General features: G+C 38.4%; 18 protein-coding genes. 13 read left to right on the top strand and 5 right to left on the bottom strand.

Annotated elements, in window-relative coordinates; genetic code table 11:
* Positions 1-389: 389 nt before the first annotated feature.
* The gene (gene hemN / locus CGC50_RS06480) at positions 390-1751 is read left to right on the top strand and encodes an oxygen-independent coproporphyrinogen III oxidase (RefSeq protein WP_095910165.1); all 1362 of its coding nucleotides are present in this window, start codon (positions 390-392) and stop codon (positions 1749-1751) included.
* A 23-nt stretch (positions 1752-1774) separates the two neighbouring features.
* Here hemN and CGC50_RS06475 read toward each other — a convergent pair whose 3' ends face one another.
* The 4 genes from CGC50_RS06475 to CGC50_RS06460 form a co-directional block, all read right to left on the bottom strand.
* Positions 1775-2113: a hypothetical protein gene (locus tag CGC50_RS06475; protein ID WP_095910164.1), complete on the bottom strand. Its 339-nt coding sequence runs from the start codon at positions 2111-2113 to the stop codon at positions 1775-1777.
* Positions 2114-2119: 6 nt separating this feature from the next.
* Positions 2120-4537 (bottom strand): bifunctional aspartate kinase/homoserine dehydrogenase I, encoded by a 2418-nt coding sequence (thrA, locus tag CGC50_RS06470; protein WP_095910163.1) that lies wholly within the window; start codon positions 4535-4537, stop codon positions 2120-2122.
* A 344-nt stretch (positions 4538-4881) separates the two neighbouring features.
* Positions 4882-5706, bottom strand: coding sequence for a carboxypeptidase-like regulatory domain-containing protein (locus tag CGC50_RS06465; protein WP_095910162.1), 825 nt, complete (start codon positions 5704-5706; stop codon positions 4882-4884).
* Positions 5707-6050: 344 nt separating this feature from the next.
* Complete coding sequence (locus CGC50_RS06460) at positions 6051-7118, bottom strand: porin family protein (RefSeq protein ID WP_095910161.1); 1068 nt, start codon at positions 7116-7118, stop codon at positions 6051-6053.
* A gap of 404 nt (positions 7119-7522) precedes the next feature.
* Here CGC50_RS06460 and CGC50_RS06455 point away from each other — a divergent pair, with 404 nt between their 5' ends.
* The 9 genes from CGC50_RS06455 (at position 7523) to CGC50_RS06415 (ending at position 13044) form a co-directional block, all read left to right on the top strand.
* Positions 7523-7732, top strand: a complete 210-nt coding sequence (locus CGC50_RS06455; RefSeq protein ID WP_095910160.1) for a hypothetical protein — start codon at positions 7523-7525, stop codon at positions 7730-7732.
* A gap of 17 nt (positions 7733-7749) precedes the next feature.
* Positions 7750-8436: an LOG family protein gene (locus CGC50_RS06450; RefSeq protein ID WP_095910159.1), complete on the top strand. Its 687-nt coding sequence runs from the start codon at positions 7750-7752 to the stop codon at positions 8434-8436.
* A gap of 730 nt (positions 8437-9166) precedes the next feature.
* A complete protein-coding gene (locus CGC50_RS06445) occupies positions 9167-9388 on the top strand; it encodes a DUF6140 family protein (protein ID WP_095910158.1) in 222 nt (73 codons plus the stop codon).
* A gap of 11 nt (positions 9389-9399) precedes the next feature.
* Positions 9400-10080: a leucine-rich repeat domain-containing protein gene (locus CGC50_RS06440; RefSeq protein ID WP_095910157.1), complete on the top strand. Its 681-nt coding sequence runs from the start codon at positions 9400-9402 to the stop codon at positions 10078-10080.
* 25 nt (positions 10081-10105) lie between these two features.
* Positions 10106-10528 carry a hypothetical protein gene (locus tag CGC50_RS06435; RefSeq protein ID WP_095910156.1) on the top strand — a complete coding sequence of 141 codons (423 nt, stop codon included), beginning with the start codon at positions 10106-10108 and terminating at the stop codon, positions 10526-10528.
* Between the two features lie 4 nt (positions 10529-10532).
* Positions 10533-10895 carry a hypothetical protein gene (locus CGC50_RS06430; protein WP_157909430.1) on the top strand — a complete coding sequence of 121 codons (363 nt, stop codon included), beginning with the start codon at positions 10533-10535 and terminating at the stop codon, positions 10893-10895.
* A gap of 12 nt (positions 10896-10907) precedes the next feature.
* Positions 10908-11282, top strand: coding sequence for a hypothetical protein (locus CGC50_RS06425; RefSeq protein WP_095910154.1), 375 nt, complete (start codon positions 10908-10910; stop codon positions 11280-11282).
* A 5-nt stretch (positions 11283-11287) separates the two neighbouring features.
* The gene (locus tag CGC50_RS06420) at positions 11288-11773 is read left to right on the top strand and encodes a hypothetical protein (protein ID WP_095910153.1); all 486 of its coding nucleotides are present in this window, start codon (positions 11288-11290) and stop codon (positions 11771-11773) included.
* A 2-nt stretch (positions 11774-11775) separates the two neighbouring features.
* A complete protein-coding gene (locus CGC50_RS06415) occupies positions 11776-13044 on the top strand; it encodes an ATP-binding protein (RefSeq protein WP_095910152.1) in 1269 nt (422 codons plus the stop codon).
* Between the two features lie 111 nt (positions 13045-13155).
* Here the strand turns inward: CGC50_RS06415 and CGC50_RS06410 are convergent, their stop codons facing one another.
* Positions 13156-14283: a ComEC/Rec2 family competence protein gene (locus CGC50_RS06410; protein ID WP_095910151.1), complete on the bottom strand. Its 1128-nt coding sequence runs from the start codon at positions 14281-14283 to the stop codon at positions 13156-13158.
* Between the two features lie 319 nt (positions 14284-14602).
* Here CGC50_RS06410 and CGC50_RS06405 point away from each other — a divergent pair, with 319 nt between their 5' ends.
* The 3 genes from CGC50_RS06405 to CGC50_RS06395 are packed head-to-tail and all read left to right on the top strand — an operon-like array spanning position 14603 to position 16370.
* Positions 14603-15475, top strand: a complete 873-nt coding sequence (locus tag CGC50_RS06405) for an ATP-binding protein (RefSeq protein ID WP_095910150.1) — start codon at positions 14603-14605, stop codon at positions 15473-15475.
* A gap of 2 nt (positions 15476-15477) precedes the next feature.
* A complete protein-coding gene (locus tag CGC50_RS06400) occupies positions 15478-15825 on the top strand; it encodes an STAS-like domain-containing protein (RefSeq protein WP_232781211.1) in 348 nt (115 codons plus the stop codon).
* A gap of 2 nt (positions 15826-15827) precedes the next feature.
* Positions 15828-16370, top strand: a complete 543-nt coding sequence (locus CGC50_RS06395; RefSeq protein ID WP_095910149.1) for a PIN domain-containing protein — start codon at positions 15828-15830, stop codon at positions 16368-16370.
* Positions 16371-16373 lie beyond the last annotated feature (3 nt).

Raw genomic sequence — 16373 nt, 5'->3', positions numbered from 1 at the left:
GTTACAAAAAATATTTGGTAACAAGAGATCTTTTATTATAGATTTTTTCTATATAAAGAAATGAAGGGTTATAGGGTTGAAGGGGAATAGAAGTAACTTGAAATTCAAAATTCGAAACTCAAAACTTTTTTGTAACTTTGCCCTCAGAACAAGCACCATGAATATGGCTACATTGTAGATACCCTTTGCCAATGTGTATCTGTCTGTTTTTGAGCTATTTTTAAAAAATCAAACTTATAACCAAAGTGATAATACAAGAAGAGAAAGGCAAAACAGAAAGGAGAAAAGCGGCTTTTTTGCTAAAGAGAATCGTGCTATAAAAGGGGAAAAGATTCATGAGAGCAGCGCAGAAAAACTAATGAGGAATGATTAACTATTAACAATTAAAAATGTCTTCTTTATTTCAGAAATACAACGTACCCGGTCCTCGCTATACCAGCTATCCGACAGTGCCTTATTGGGAGGATAGCTCTTATTCTTATGAGAAATGGCTTGATTCCGTACGGACTTCTTTTACAGAAAGCAATAGTACACAAGGGATTAGCCTATATATACACCTGCCTTTCTGTGAGAGCTTGTGTACCTTCTGTGGGTGCCATAAGCATATCACCAAGCGCCATGAGATGGAGGATCCTTATATCCAAAATGTTCTGAAGGAATGGCGCCTTTACTTGGCCGTGCTGCCCTCAAGACCGAGGATCAAGGAAATCCACTTAGGAGGCGGTACCCCTACCTTTTTTTCGCCAGAGAATTTGCAGTATCTTATCGATCAGATATTTGAAGGAGCTGATAGGGCAGAAGGGTTTCAGTTCAGCTTCGAGGGACACCCGAACAACACTACCCGTGAGCACTTGCAACGACTTTACGATTTAGGCTTTACCCGTGTGAGCTATGGAGTGCAGGACTATTCGCCAGAGGTACAAAAGGCGATTCACCGTATCCAACCCTTTGCCAATGTGGAGCGAGTAACCCTACAAGCAAGGGAGATAGGCTATAGTTCCATCAGCCATGATTTGGTCTTTGGTCTGCCCTTTCAGAAGGAGGAAGACATGCGCTATACGATAGACTGTACCAATCGCCTGCGCCCCGACCGTATATCCTTCTATAGCTATGCCCATGTACCCTGGGTAAAAGGCACCGGTCAACGTGGATTTGACGAGAATGACCTACCCACCCCAGACCAAAAGCGCCACCTCTATGAGATCGGCAAGCAACAGCTATTGGACAACGGCTATATAGAGATAGGGATGGATCACTTTGCCCTGCCTTCGGATGAGATGTATGAATCCTTCGTCAGGGGTACACTCCATCGCAATTTCATGGGCTATACTGCCTCCAAGACACAGCTGATGATAGGATTGGGTATCTCGGCCATTAGTGATAGTTGGTATGGTTTTGCTCAGAACGTCAAGACCGTCAAGGAGTACGAAGAAGTCCTATCCCAGGACAGAATCCCTGTATATAGAGGGCATATCCTCTCGGAGGAAGACCTTATCCTGCGCCGCCATATACTGAACCTGATGTGCCAGTTCCACACCTCATGGGAGGCGCCCCAGCTACAATTTGCTGAAGCAGAGGAAGTAAAAATGCGCCTATCGGAGATGGAAAGAGATGGGCTTATACACCTCCACCCTCAGGGTATTGAAGTTACCGATGTAGGCAAGCCCTTTGTTCGGAATATCTGTATGGCCTTTGACCTGAGATTGCAGCGCAATGTGCCCACGACACGTATTTTCAGTATGACGATATAAAAATACCCAAAGAAAGAGACCTCTTAGTCATCAAAGAGGTCTCTTTCTATTTCTTCCATTTCGATAATATCCAAAGCTTCCTGTAGGGTAGGGCAGGCTGCTATTTCCTCAGGGAAGGTATCAGGGTCATAGGAAGGGATCACCACTACGAAGGAGTGTTCTGTCTCGCTGCGAAACATCTCAGAGAGGTAGAAGAGCGCATCGAGCTGCTCCTCGTCCAGCTCGGTCAGTGCCGAGAGATCAATGATGATATGGCAGGGCTTCAGGGTGGGATCCTTTAGCAGTACATTGGCTGTATCCAAGCTAATTTCGTCAGCCTCAAGACGAATGGTAGCGACAAGGTCTTTTTTGTGAATATGCATGGTAAACTATTTATTTCCTATTATACGTAAAATATCTCCAAATACCCCCCGAGCAGTGACAGCGGCACCGGCTCCGGCTCCCTGGATCACAATAGGGTTTTCGCCGTAGGACTCGGTGTAAATCTCGAAAATGGAGTCAGCACCCTTGACCTGTCCTAAGGCGCTGGTTACGGGTACCGATACGAGCTTGACCTCCAAGCGGGCGGTAGCCGTCTGGGAGAGGTCGCCATGGAGGTCGCCTACATAGCGTAGAACCGTGCCCTGAGGTGCTTTGTCCTTGATCTCTTGATAGATAGGGTCAAACTCTTTGAGACGGCTGAGAAACTCCTCACGGCTACCCTCACGTAGAGCAGGAGGGATTAGGTTCTCTATGGAGACCTCCTCGAACTCGTTTTCCAAATCCAATTCGCGAGCCAGAATCAATAGCTTACGCCCTACGTCGTTTCCACAGAGGTCTTCGCGTGGGTCAGGTTCGGTATAGCCACTGTCAATAGCCTTTTGGAGAATCTCACTGAAGGGAGCATCGCTGGCCGAATAGGTATTGAAAAGGAAGCTCAGTGTACCGGAGAAGATTCCCCTGATACGGGTGATATTCTCTCCTGAGTGGTGTAGTAGCTTGATGGTATCAATCAGCGGTAAGCCAGCTCCTACATTGGTTTCGTAGAGGTATTGTTTCTTATACTGGGTGAGGGTCTCTCTGAGTTTTTTATAGAAAGGATAGCCGATGGTATTGGCTATTTTGTTAGCCGATACAAGGTCAAAACCATTCTCTACCAAGGGGAGGTAGTTCTCGACAAAGGCCTTGCTGGCAGTGACATCTATAGCGATAAGGTTCTCCAAATGGTGCTGCTGTACCTGAGCGATCAGCTCGCTTATCTGGTAAGGAACCTTGAGTGTATCGAAGGCGGTGTAGTCCGCAGGGGATATTCCTTTGTGATTGAACACCACCTCTTTTGAGTTGGCTATAGCGACGATCTGCAAGTTGATATTTCTACGCTTGAGGATATCGGCACGAGCCTGGAAAATCTGTTCGATAAGCGTTCCCCCTACCGTACCACGACCGAAGATCACCAGGTTGATACGCTTGGAGATTTGGAAGATTTCCCCATGGATCACATTGACCGCTTTGGGAAGGTCTTTCTTATGGATCACCACGCTGACATTGCGCCCTGTGGCGGAGTTGTTGATCAGTAGCGGGATTACCTGGTTGCGAATGAGTGCATTGTAAGGCTTGTCAAAGTCGGCCAAGTTCTGTCCTACGATGGAGACTACCCCTACCTCTTCTACGAGGCTCACCCCGCTGACATCATGGCTATATACATCCGACTCGAACTCTTTTTCTAAGGCCTGCTTTGCCTTGTGAGCCTCCTTATTGGTTACCAAGAATCCAATTCCACGCTCGGAGGAACCCTGGGAGATGATACTCACGCTGATCTGAGCCTGCGCCAAGGCGCGGAAGATACGCGCATCTACCCCTACTTTCCCTAAGAGCCCGCGCCCCTCGAGGATGACCAAGGCATAGTTCTCCAATACAGAGATGGCGCGGATTCCGCCTATGCTGTCCTGAGCCTCGCAGATGAGAGTGCCAGCGTCATTGGGCTTGAAGGTATTGAGAATACGCAAAGGGATTTTCTTTTCCAAGAGAGGGATAATCGTCTTGGCATGAAGGATAGAGGTACCGAAATTGGCCAACTCATTGGCCTCTTCGAAGGAAAGGCGCTCGATAATCTTGGCATCGGTCACCAGCTCAGGATTGGCGGTGAAGATACCATCTACATGGGTGTAGTTCTGAAGCTCTTCTGCGTTGAGAATATTGGCTAAGATAGAGGCAGAGTAGTTGCTTCCGTTGCGCCCCAGAGTGGTAGTTTGCCCCAGTTCGTTGGCAGCGATAAAGCCCGTTACGATAGGAGTTGTTCCTTTGGGGAATTGGGCAAAATAATCCAAGGTACGCCTGTGAGAGGCTTCTTCCTGAAGTTGCGCATTGCCAAAGAGGCTATTGGTTACGTAGAACTGACGGCTATCGGCAAAGGCAGCCTGTATTCCGCGCTTTCTAAGTAAGTGAGCGACATACTTGGCCGAGAGGACTTCCCCCTGAGCCAAGGTGTTGTCCTTGATCTTATCATTATAATCCCCAAGGAGAGAGACCCCATCGAAGATGCGCTGTAGGACAGAAAACTCCTCAGAGAAATCAATATCCTCCCCAGCGAGCTGATATTCCTTAAAAGCGCTGAAATCGTCCGAGATGTCCTCCCCACCAGCGGCACGCTCCAGCATGGACTCCAATTGGTCTGTAGCCTTGTCGCGGGCAGAGACCACTACGGCGATTTCCTGTCCTTGTTTTACCTTGTCAATGATAATAGAAAGTACTGTTTCTAAGCCCTTTCCATTGGCGAGGGATTTCCCTCCAAACTTGAGAACCTTCATGATAATGATTAATGATTAGTGACAAATCGAGTGCGCAAAGATACAAATTTTCTTTTATTTACTAATGAAAAAAGAAATATTTTTTAAATAAGAAAAAGAAATTAGTTTTTAGTTGGTTCTAAAATAAAAATTATAGGGTTGTATAAAGGTGGAATCGAAGGATTATAGATATTAATTCCAAGGCTGTCCAAAAAGCCTTATTCTTGAAGGGCGATTTGCAAATCGCCCCTACAACAGAATCTAAAAACAACTGATTTTCAATAGAATAAAATTTGAAAATAATGTTTTGGATAGCCTCCTACAAATCAGTGTCAACGCGCGTATCATTAACCATTAATCACTGATCATTGATCATTAACCATTATATAATCGTATCCTTTGATAGAGAAAGGAATCCCTAAATGCTTGTTCAGAGGGCGTATCTTGCCATCGGCAAAGCGGATATAGCAGGTATTGACTGTGGCAGGGAACATAAGCCTGTCATAGTCTTTGCCACGCATTTCGACAAACTGCACCCCTATCCATACCTCGCCCTTAGGGGCAAAGACGGAGAGCTTGCGGGTGAAAGTCTGCGGTTGGGGACTGGGAAATACCTCTATATAAATAGGTTCCCTAAGCAAGGGCGTAAAGGCCTTATGCTCTCGATCTGTCTGGTAGACCACCACACGTAGTACAGCCATATAGAAGTCACTTCGGTCTATATCTATACTTAGCTCTGTAAGGCGTGCATCGTGCTTGAGAGACAGAAAATCTCCTATCTCCGCATTGAGATACTTGCGATTGCTGGTAGGCTCAAAGCCATCCTTCATCTCGCCATAGAGCTTGAAGACAATAGGCAGCCCCTTGCCCCTAAGGGTGTAGTATTTAGGTTTTTGCAAGGTAAAAGAAGCCTCGGGGAGCTTGATGTCAGTCTCCTCTAAGATAATTTTCTTTTGTATATCCTTGGCTAAAAGCACTTTACGCTTATAACTCAAGTGTGAAAAGTAAATACTATCTGTCGGAGCTGCTTCAAGCCTTTCCAAGGTGAACTCTCCTTGCTCGTTGGTAATAAGTCCTTTGGAAGTTCCTACTATGCCTATATTGACATATTCTACAGGGGTGCCCTTGGAGGAAAGCACCTGTTGTTGTGCCCATAAGGGCAAGGTAAAGAGGAGAAAGAAAAAACGCATAAATGAATGGTTAATGAACAATGATTAATGAACAATGATTTAAGTTTCGCAAGTCATTTTTAGGTTATAATTGTATTTATAATTGGTTAATAATCAATATATTGCAAAACGAACCTCCCTTCACATACTCCGTTCCATGTATTCACGGACTATCCCCTCCGAGAGGGGGAATAAATTCGTTGAAAAAGATAAAAATTGTCTATCAATCTGGAAAATGTCCTCTCTCTAACTCCTTGAGAATCATAAACTATCTCATTCCCCCTTTGGAGGGCGTAGGGGGAGATTTTGAATATCAATAAGTTACAGAGCTTTTGAAACTTAAATTAATGAACAATGAACACTAATTATCGTCCTGCTCGTATGCCTATCATAAAAGGATATTCGCCTTTGCTATTACCAGTAAAGAGAGGGGCAAGGCTATAGCGGAAGTAGAGGCTCCATTCCTTGACTCCTATATGAGCTGAGAGGCCATAAGTCCATCGGTTGGTGTGTAAGTCCTCCCGAATGAGAGTCTTATAGGTATTTCCTTCTCGCTCGGCATTCACTTTCTGATTGGCATCCAAGAGAATCCCCACAAAAGCCCCTACGCCAAGGTACAGATGCTCATGTGTCTGGAAATAGGAGATATTTCTATGCATTCCCTCCTTGGAGAAATCCCATTCCAGATCTATGGGAAGGAGCAGGTAGTGCGTGCGGAACTTAGACTTGGTCAGCTCGCTGCCATAGGGGACTAAGAGGGTGTTGCCTGCCTGGTGCTGGTAGTAGAGTCCATCGCGTATCTTAAAGCTCTGATACAGCCAAGAGAGTCCAAGGTTCAGGTGCAGCAGGTTGTCGTTTTTTCTTAGGCGGTAGTTGGTATAGATCCCCAACTCAAAGGACTTAGAGCCCAGAGGGCTCAGGCGCTTATCTCCAAAATGCCCAGCTGAGTGTAGGTTCAGTATCCCCAGAGCCAGATAAGGCGAGAAGATATCCCCCCTATTCATATATCGGCGTAGGTAAGTGTTGGCTTCCTGTCGTTGTGCTAAGGAATCCACCTGAGCCATGGTTTTCTCATAAGGAAGGTGAGGGTTTAAGGAATCGGCGGGCATCAGAAGGCTGTCCGCAGGAAAGGACTGTAACTCCTTGTCCAATTGGTCTCTAAGGAACTGAGCTTGCGTGTAGAGCAGCTGCTGGGTGCGCTGCTTGGCACGTTGCTTGAAGTCCTTTTTCATCTGTTCGGCCTCGTCCTTGGATATTTTTCCTTGTTCTAAGAGATCTTCTACTGAGCCTAACTGCTTGAACAAATGAGCTTTTTGAGTAGCTATGATAGAGTCCACCGCATACTTGCTCTGTAGGATTTGTCTCTCCAAGGAGTTCTGTGACCAAAGGGGGATACTTCCCAAAAGAAGGAAAGCAAAGAAAAAACTTTTCATAATTGTTAATGATTAATGGTTAATGGTTAATGGTTAATGGTTAATGGTTAATGGTTAATGGTTAATGGTTAATGGTTAATGGTTAATGGTTAATGGTTAATGTAGTAAATAGGTTGCAAAGTTAATTATTTTTTATTAAATTTCCTATTTTTTGAATGGGAATTTTATACTATGGGTGTTAATTTTGTGTTTTTGTAAAAAACAGTGCTGTAGAATACTTGAGACGTGAGAGAAGGGTTATTTTCCTTTTTTGCTGAAAATCCCATCTCTTGTAGGCTTGCACTCTACAGAAGTCTAAAAGGTTGAGGGTAAAAAAACTTGGCGAAAATGTTTGACTTCTACTTTTAAAAATCGTATCTTTGCAAGGTCATTTATTAATGAATTAAACCTTAATCTTATAATCTATGAAATCCTTTTTAAGAAAAGACGCTAGGAGCTTTTACTTTGTATTCTGTCTGCTCTTTTCCGTCGCCGTTGTTATTTATTATTTAGTAAGAGAAGAGAAAACCTCCTTACTAAATACGATTCTCTTACTCTCTGTTGCGCTACTGAATGTCTGTTCGGCAGGTTATTCCCTCTATGATGTGAGGAAAAGAGAAAGCATCACTCATTAAATATTGATTATTAAAATATGGTAAAAAAACGACAATTTGAAGAGATTCAGCTAAAGCAACATGATTCTTGGGGGATCTTTAAGATCATGAGTGAGTTTGTCACAGGCTATGAGCGCCTTTCGGAGATAGGCCCCTGTGTATCGGTGTTCGGGTCAGCACGTATTCAGCCTGATAGTAAGTACTACAACTTGGCCGCCGAGATTGCCGGACGCATTGTTGAGATGGGCTTTGGTATCATCACTGGAGGCGGGCCAGGGATCATGGAAGCGGCTAACAAGGGCGCCCACGAGCAGGGAGGACCTTCAGTGGGAATCAATATAGAACTCCCCTTTGAACAACATGACAACCCCTATGTGGACAGAGATAAGAACCTAAGGTTCAACTACTTTTTTGCTCGTAAGGTCATGTTCGTCCGCTACTCTCAAGCCTTTGTAGTCTTTCCAGGAGGCTTTGGTACCATGGATGAGCTATTTGAAGCGATTACCCTGATACAGACTACCAAGATAGAACCCTTTCCGATCATCTTGGTTGGCACGGAGTTCTGGAGTGGCTTGGTAGCATGGATCAAGGAAGTGCTCTTGGACAAGTTTGGCAATATCTCCGCCAAGGATATGGATATCTTCAAGATTGTAGATACTGCGGATGAAGTAGAAGAAATCATCGAGAAATTCTACCTAAAGTATAGCCTGAAACCTAAGTTTTAAGTGTATAGGGGAATCCTATACACTCTAAGGGGCTGTGAATTCCTATAGTCCTCAAAAGAGGTAACTGATAACTGAACTCGGTTGTAATTTGACTGAGTTCAGTTTTATTTTTTGCAGTTGAGAGGAAAGTAAAAATATTTAAGAGATGGTCATAGTTTGACCGACTTACTTCTTACTTTTGTCGTCAGAAAAAGATAAGAAAAAAGTAGAAAAATAAATATAAATTATCTTTGTATATTAATAAAATTTTACTATCTTTGCGCTTGATTAGTTATAATTAGGAAAAACATAGAAATAACAGATAGTCACAGCGATCATTAATTATTACAATTGATCATTAATTATTAGAAATAGCGTTTCGCTTTATATTTTCCCATTCTCGAAAATACGACCAATTTTTTCAACACCAAGGGAAAGTAAAGTGGAGATGCCTACGTTTTCAGGCGTGGGCATTCCTTTTGCTTTTGGTGTAGGCCTTTGGTCGGGCTTTCGAGAATAAGCAACAAGGAATGTCGCGCTTTTTTTGTGTCCTATAGTGATTGAAGTGTTAAAGTAGAAAAATGGTTGCAAGGTGGTCGTAGTTTGACCGAGTTGATTTATAATTTTGCCGCAAAATAAGGAGGGGGGAAGAATGAAATTTGTAAATATTTATAGTGACCTGTGTGTCGAAGAACAACAAGAACTATTTGTAGAATAACTATTAACCATTGAAAATTAATCATTAAAAGTTATGGCCTTATATCAAGTAACTGTAAGTAAGACGGTAGCCTCCAATGGTATCCGTTTAGAATCAGGGATGCAAGTTGTGATCCCTACTCAGACTACCACCAACCCCGTTTCCGTAAACGGTGGAAAAGACGTAATCGCTGCCTTCCAGCGTGTATTCGGTATCGATATCAGTAGTATCTTCCATACTTTGGGAGCGGTGCTGAAAGTGGAGAAAATTATATAAATAATAAAAAAATGGGAAGTATTATATTAGAAAAAACTTTATTAATAAATCGAAGAGCTTTTAAAAATTGCAGTTTAAAATCTATTACAATAAATAATGGTTCTCAGAAAGGTGTTCAGTTCTGTGGAATTAATATTTATGAAACAGATGTTGAACGGTTGTGTAAAACCCATCTTATAGATTCTCTTGTGTTACCGAAGGACTTGATTATGATTAGAGGTTATGCTTTTTCGGGATGTAAGTCACTGAAAACTGTTGAATTTCCACCCTATATAGTGATAGTGGGAGAAAAAGCTTTTGAAAACTGTAAAGAACTAGAAAAGGTCATTTTTCCGAATGCTATACCAAATGAAGTGAAAGGTAGAGAAATTGAAAATGAGGCTTTTTCAGGATGTAGTGCCTTAAAATCAATTATACTTCCTAAAGGTATAAGAACAATAGATATACAAGCTTTTCGAGATTGTACAGCTTTAGAAGAAGTTGAAATAGGAGAAGATATAAAGTTGATTGCGGATAGAGCTTTTTATGGTTGTAATTCACTAAAAACAGTTAGAATTAAAGCTGTGACCCCTCCAACACTTGGCAAGGATGTTTTTCCTAATCCAAATATAGACATAGAAATTCCTAAAGGCTCTCGTTCTTCTTATGAAAATGCTTGGAGTAGGTATAAAGACAGATTAATAGAAAAATAATTGTTTAATTAAATACAAGTTTAAAATGAAACTAAATTTTGAAAAAACAGTAGGTAAAATACAAGATTTTTTTGTAGAGGAAAATCTTGAAAAACTTACTGCAATGATGGAAAAGTTCCAAAATGGAATAATAGAAGCCATAGATAACCTCTCTCAGAGAGTCAAAGATGCTACCGATTTGCCCTGTGAGATGATTACCACAGAAAAATTGGATATGGAAAACCTAAAGGAAATTATCAGAGAAACAAAAGTGGAAGATGCTAAGTTCTTAGCAGTACTTAATGGTGGACGCAATAAGAAGGATAAATTAGAGCTATACCTACAATATATGGATCAAGATAAGCAAGCTTTAGACGTGAATAAGATTATCTGTGTTCGTTGTGATATAATGGTAGAAGCATTAAAGGAGGCTTTTGGGGATAAGGAATTGTTAATTGTTAAATTATAAAACTATGTTAGATACACTTATAAGTTTTTTTAAAAGAGCATGGGATTTTATTAAAAAAATCGCTGTTGCTATATTCAATTTTTTTGCAAATATTGTAAATTGGTTCAAAGCAAGGTATAATAGAATAAAACAGAAGCACCCAAATATTAAGGCAGTTTCTATAAAACTTAAGTCTTTAATGGATCAGGGGCAATATAATGAGATCTCTATTGGATTGGATGATAATAAGGATTATATAGCTAATACATTCTATGATGAATCAACAGGAGAAATCATAGAAGAAGAAACAGAAATCATAAAGACAGAGAACTTGGATGAAGCAACTAAGTCTCGATTTGGTAATAAAGAAATGATTGTTTTAACTTAAAAATATACGCTAATGAAAACATTCGCTATAATTTCATCAGTAGTTGTATTGGGAGGAATAGCTTATTTCCTTCTAAAACAGAATACAAAAAAAGTATCAAAATTGAAACAAAATAAGGTGGAAAAATTGACACTTCATTATGTGAAAGAGTATTTTGTAAAGCAAGGAGTAAGTATTAAAGATAATAAACCTGTAATGTTTCCTATCAAAGAATCAAACGATTATGGAATCGTTTTTGAAGAAGGCTTTAAATATTTTGTTCTTACTTACTATAATGAAAGTAAAGAAGAGATATTGGAAGATAATACCCTAATTGTTGCTACAAAGGAAATAGATAGTAACTTAAAGGATGCTTTTGGAGATAAAGAAATGATTGTTTTAAATTAGAAAATATGAATTTATTTAGTCTGCTATTAAAAATAGGCGATGATATCCTAAACAAACCTAATTCGACTGCGGCACAAATTACTAATTTTGCACTCAAGAATCCTGATCTTGTAAAGCAAGGTGCAAATTTTATAGGAAATGTAGTAGGGTTAACCTTTATGCCTTTTATATTTTTTTCTAAAGTAATTGTAGATAGGGAAATAAGAACCAATTATAATAATTGGAAAAAATCGCCTAACACTTCTGAAAAAATAAGACAGAAAGAAGCTTTTAAAAAAATGACAAGTTCCTATATAGGCAGTAGAATAAAGAAAGAAATTCCAATAGACATTGGATTAGAAAGAGGTTTTATATCTCGTGATAATCCTAATGAGACAATTATAGGGGTTTTTGAGAATGGAGAGATACGTTATGCGGAAAAGGCAAGTTATGATTCAATAGACCCTGAACTTGATAGAGAATTGAATAAAAAGAAATTGGTACTTACATAACTATGAATGACTATTCATCTAAAGTTCTTGAAGTTATCCAAAAAATAAAGACAACTGCAACAGAAGTACAAGAAGGACTTTATTTCGAGGAGGACTTTGATAAAAAAGCAGGTAAATTTTATGAGGTAAAAATATCTAATAGGGTAGGGATTCTTATAGAAGAAGATCTTTATAAAGGAAATAAGAAACTGGAAGAGGCTCTTTATTTTCGTAAAAACCTAATTCTTAGAGACTATAAGGACTTTATTAAGGATTTGCCTAATGTTTATATCTTTAAAAATAAGGAAAAAATGGAAGGACAGAAATCAAATACGGCTTCTAATAATAGGAAGCAAGAAGAAATGGTTTTTATTCCACAAATACCTAAATTCTCTTTGGAGCGAGTAATCCTGCCTCCTTCAGTAAAGGAGGATGTACTTCTGTCCCTTACACTTATAGAGAATCAGAAACGTATCTATGAGGATTGGGGATTCGAAGAAGTGGATGCCAAACCTAAGCTTATACTAAACTTCTATGGCCCACCTGGTACAGGAAAGACAATGGTTTCTCATGCTATTGCTAAGATGTTGAATAAGAATATTCTTGCCGTTAATTATGCAGAAATTGAATCCAAATATGTAGGGGATGCTCCTAAGAACCTATTCAAGGCTTTCAACACTGCCAAAGAATCAGATGCCGTGCTTTTCTTTGATGAGGCTGATTCTTTCTTAGGTAAGCGTATCCAAAATGTATCCAGTAGCTCTGATCAAGCGATTAACTCTCTTAGAAGTCAGATGCTTATTCTATTGGAGGATTTTGAAGGGGTTGTTGTTTTTGCAACCAACTTAGCGGATAATTATGATAAAGCTTTTGAATCTCGTATTTTGAAGCATATTCATTTTGATTTACCTACTTTGGAAAATAGAGAAGCTATTATTTCTATTACGATTCCTTCTAAAGTGCCTTTTTCTGAGGAAGTAAACAGAGAGGAACTCTGTAAGAAATTAGCTGAGATTTCAGAAGGGTTTTCAGGGCGTGAGATAAAAAATGCTGTCTTGGAAAGTCTTACAAGTGCTGTACAACAATCTACAGAGACAATTGGTGAGACCGTTTTTCTTGAAGGCTTCAAAAAACATAAAGAAAGGCTTGAAAAATTCGAGCAAGAACGAAAACAGAAAGGAGGTATTAGTAAGGAAGTGAAAGAAAGAATAGAGAACAAAATCAAAGAAAAATTGGCTCAAGAGAAGGTAGAAGATACTCCAGAAAAAACAGAAAATCCTGAAGAGAAATAGGGAGAGAATAAGGAGGAAAACTCCTAAAACTATAGTAGGCTTGCCACAAGGCAAGCCTACTATTTTTAAATTTTCTTTTTTGTAAGAGAGGGAGATGTTTTATTTCTACCTCTAATGTACAAGAGTATTACTCTTTATTTTTTTTTCAATTATTTCAATAAATATACTATCAACATCCTCTGTTACATATATAGGGTAACTCTTGTGTGATAATATTTCACTAATGACTTTTCCTGAAGGATGTCCATGTAAATTATTCTTTCCTACAGAGAAAGGACAAATAAATACATTGTCTTTAAGTATCTTATTGTTAAAAGAATATAGGCTTCCATGGTGAGGAATTTGTATCGTTCCTATTAAATTCCAATATCTCTCATATATTTTTTCTATAACCGTTTTTTCTCCATCTACAATGTTTAAATCTCCATCACCTGTGTATAAACAAGCAACTCGGTCTTGTTTTATATTGTGAAAGGGGTGAAAATAAAAATAACAATAGTGTTTATTTGGACGATATAGGTAAGTGTAATAAAAATTTTTCTTATTGATGGTGGGGCCTGAATATAAGAACATGGAATTTTCATTAATATCACCTACTTCTTCATATGTTTTTTTTATTATCTTCCGATATTCGGTATAATCATCAGGTACGTTTTCAAGTTTATTAATGTCAATACCATTCTTTTTCAATTTATCAAGAAATTTTTTACTTCGGTCTTTGTATTCATAATTAAAAGGAATAAAAATCCAATCAGAATTTTTCTCTATAGCTATTAGAGTTCCACTTGATATCTGTAGTTTTTGATTTGCATCATTTAAGAAAATAGATCGGGTGCCTTCATTTATTTTTTCTTCAGAGCTAGGTTCGACTCTAATAATACGAGTTTCTGCTCCAAAGAACTCCTTAGGCTCTTTCACTAAGGTTGCCAAGTTATTTTCTCCTAGAGCTTTAAATATATTAGATAATAAAATCTTTTCATTATTATGTAGTAATGGTATTACAACATTTCTGATTTCTTTTACTGTTGTCTTTAAGTCTTCAATCAGAGATATATGATCATAATCAAAGTGCGAGATGAAAAGGATATCAATTACATCTTCTTTGCTAAAACTTTGAGATACAACTTTTTTACTCTTACTAACACACATACTTCCACAATCATAGACAATGTTATGATTTTCATGTCTTTCAGAATAAAAAGCACCTTGGCCTATAGGATGAAAAATTCTTTGAATCATATTTAGGTTTTTTAAAGATTAAGCAATTTTGATTTTTAAATAGCTCTTAGAACGTGTAAAATTAAGAAAATATTTTTATATATACAAATAAAATTTGTATTTTTGTTTTAAAAAATTATTCTTGTTAGTTGAATATGTATTGTATAAATTCTTACTTTTTATCTTATTGTTTTCTTGACTTTTGCTTCTCAATATTGTAATTTTGCAAGGTAGATGATAGGTTTTAGGAACTAACTCTTAGTCCCTAAAATCTAAATCTCTCTTTTTTCTTGTAAAGGAGCGAAATATTTAGTATTTTTGCGGTTTAAATCAGAGGCTTGTGGAAAGGGTGTTCTTTTCTGAAAGACAAATAAAAAGTGATTTTCGAGGATATAATTATTTGTGTGATTTATATAACCAATCCCTACAATATCACAATCAAACTATTCTATTTGATTTCAGTCAAATTGATTTCATGGAGGCGAACCTATGTGCACTTATAGGCGCGCTTTTTGAAAAATTGGAAAGCAATGGGAATACTATCAGCTTAGAAAATATACCTCATAAGCTCTCTAATATCTTGAGGAAAAATAGTTTTTTAGTGAATTATGGTTATTCTGAATTGGTTGACAGGTACGATACTTCCTTAAGGTATCAACGGCTAAATCCTAAAGAAGATGCTTTATTTTATGATTATATCAGGCAATTGTTTTCCAAACCAGAGTTTCCTTCTCTTAGTGACCGATTAGGTCGTGAGATTGTTAAAAATATCTTTGAACTATATGAAAACGCAAGGACACACGGCAGGTGTAATTACATACATGTCTGTGGACAGTTTTTTCCAAAAGATCCTAAAAAGCCACTTCATTTCACGATTGTAGATAGAGGGGTTACGATTAAGGAGAATGTTTCTTCTTTCTTAGAAACAGAAATATCAGGAAGAGAAGCAATACAATGGGCTATGGTCTCTGGGAATACCACTAAAAGGGAAGTTGGAGGCTTGGGATTAGGTGTTATATTCGAATTTATCAAGCTCAATAAAGGGAAAATACATATTGTTTCTTCTGATGGATATTATGAATTTTCCAATGGGAAAGTCATTACTAAAGGGTTAATCTCTCCTTTTGGAGGAACACTAATAAATCTATCATTTAATCTAAATGATAAACACTATTACTGGTTAAAAGAAGAGAGTTTAGACAATATATTTTAAGTATGGAAACGAAAAACCAACATTTGACAGTTAAAAACATCATAGATTCGGATTTGGCAGTTAGCTCCGATGATGGCAAGAAGGTTTATCAGGCTATAGTAGAAGCACTTCGCAGAGAAGATATAGTAGAATTGGATTTTCAAGGGATTACTATTGTCATTACGGCCTTCCTTAATATGGCTATAGGAAAGCTCTATCAAGATTTTAAGGGTGATTTTCTCAATAGTCATCTCAAGTTAGTAAATGTAGATGATAAGGATAAAGCCCTTTTTAAGATGGTAGCGACCTATGCCAAAGAATATTTTGCTAACCAAGAAGCCTTTGAACAAGCCGTTGAAGAAATTCTATAGAGATGCCTAATGTTATTATCCCCTATCAACAATATGAGTTCAAAGCAAATAAAACCTATTTCTTTGACAATAATATTTGGATCATGCTACTTGCTCCTATGATTAATAGCAATGAGAAAAAGCAAGAAAGAGCAACGCGTTTTTTTAAGAATATTTCTACTTACAATATACAGATAGCCTTGGTAAGCCTTGTGGTGAGTGAATTTGCTAATACTTCCATGCGTTTTTTCTTTAATATATGGAAAAAACATCCTCAAAATGTGTCAGGGGATTACAAAAAGGATTACAAACAAAGTCAAGACTATAAAAATAATCTTGAGGATGTGAAAATAATGCTCCGTAAGATCTATGATTTAGATTTTGTACAAAAATATCCAGACGACTTCAATGCTATTAATAGCAATCATATCATAGAGAATTTCCATATAGACTACAATGACGCTTATTATCTCGAACTATGTGCTAAAAATGACTGGATATTGGTAACTTCCGATAATGACTTTGACAATATTGATAAAGGTATTACTATTGTCAAGATACAATAATCA

This window comes from Capnocytophaga gingivalis (assembly GCF_002302415.1).
Classification (GTDB): Bacteria; Bacteroidota; Bacteroidia; order Flavobacteriales; family Flavobacteriaceae; genus Capnocytophaga; species Capnocytophaga gingivalis.
Note: the sequence above shows the minus strand (reverse complement) of the source record. Positions and strands in the feature narration are given on the sequence as shown.

Coding starts and splice junctions, on each gene's coding strand:
- CGC50_RS06425 (WP_095910154.1), top strand. CDS start 10,908: ATGAAAACATTCGCTATAATTTCATCAGTAGTTGTATTGGGAGGAATA.
- CGC50_RS06415 (WP_095910152.1), top strand. CDS start 11,776: ATGAATGACTATTCATCTAAAGTTCTTGAAGTTATCCAAAAAATAAAG.
- CGC50_RS06395 (WP_095910149.1), top strand. CDS start 15,828: ATGCCTAATGTTATTATCCCCTATCAACAATATGAGTTCAAAGCAAAT.
- CGC50_RS06435 (WP_095910156.1), top strand. CDS start 10,106: ATGAAACTAAATTTTGAAAAAACAGTAGGTAAAATACAAGATTTTTTT.
- CGC50_RS06460 (WP_095910161.1), bottom strand. CDS start 7,118: ATGAAAAGTTTTTTCTTTGCTTTCCTTCTTTTGGGAAGTATCCCCCTT.
- CGC50_RS06400 (WP_232781211.1), top strand. CDS start 15,478: ATGGAAACGAAAAACCAACATTTGACAGTTAAAAACATCATAGATTCG.
- CGC50_RS06450 (WP_095910159.1), top strand. CDS start 7,750: ATGGTAAAAAAACGACAATTTGAAGAGATTCAGCTAAAGCAACATGAT.
- thrA (WP_095910163.1), bottom strand. CDS start 4,537: ATGAAGGTTCTCAAGTTTGGAGGGAAATCCCTCGCCAATGGAAAGGGC.
- CGC50_RS06430 (WP_157909430.1), top strand. CDS start 10,533: ATGTTAGATACACTTATAAGTTTTTTTAAAAGAGCATGGGATTTTATT.
- CGC50_RS06475 (WP_095910164.1), bottom strand. CDS start 2,113: ATGCATATTCACAAAAAAGACCTTGTCGCTACCATTCGTCTTGAGGCT.
- hemN (WP_095910165.1), top strand. CDS start 390: ATGTCTTCTTTATTTCAGAAATACAACGTACCCGGTCCTCGCTATACC.
- CGC50_RS06440 (WP_095910157.1), top strand. CDS start 9,400: ATGGGAAGTATTATATTAGAAAAAACTTTATTAATAAATCGAAGAGCT.
- CGC50_RS06465 (WP_095910162.1), bottom strand. CDS start 5,706: ATGCGTTTTTTCTTTCTCCTCTTTACCTTGCCCTTATGGGCACAACAA.
- CGC50_RS06445 (WP_095910158.1), top strand. CDS start 9,167: ATGGCCTTATATCAAGTAACTGTAAGTAAGACGGTAGCCTCCAATGGT.
- CGC50_RS06410 (WP_095910151.1), bottom strand. CDS start 14,283: ATGATTCAAAGAATTTTTCATCCTATAGGCCAAGGTGCTTTTTATTCT.
- CGC50_RS06455 (WP_095910160.1), top strand. CDS start 7,523: ATGAAATCCTTTTTAAGAAAAGACGCTAGGAGCTTTTACTTTGTATTC.
- CGC50_RS06420 (WP_095910153.1), top strand. CDS start 11,288: ATGAATTTATTTAGTCTGCTATTAAAAATAGGCGATGATATCCTAAAC.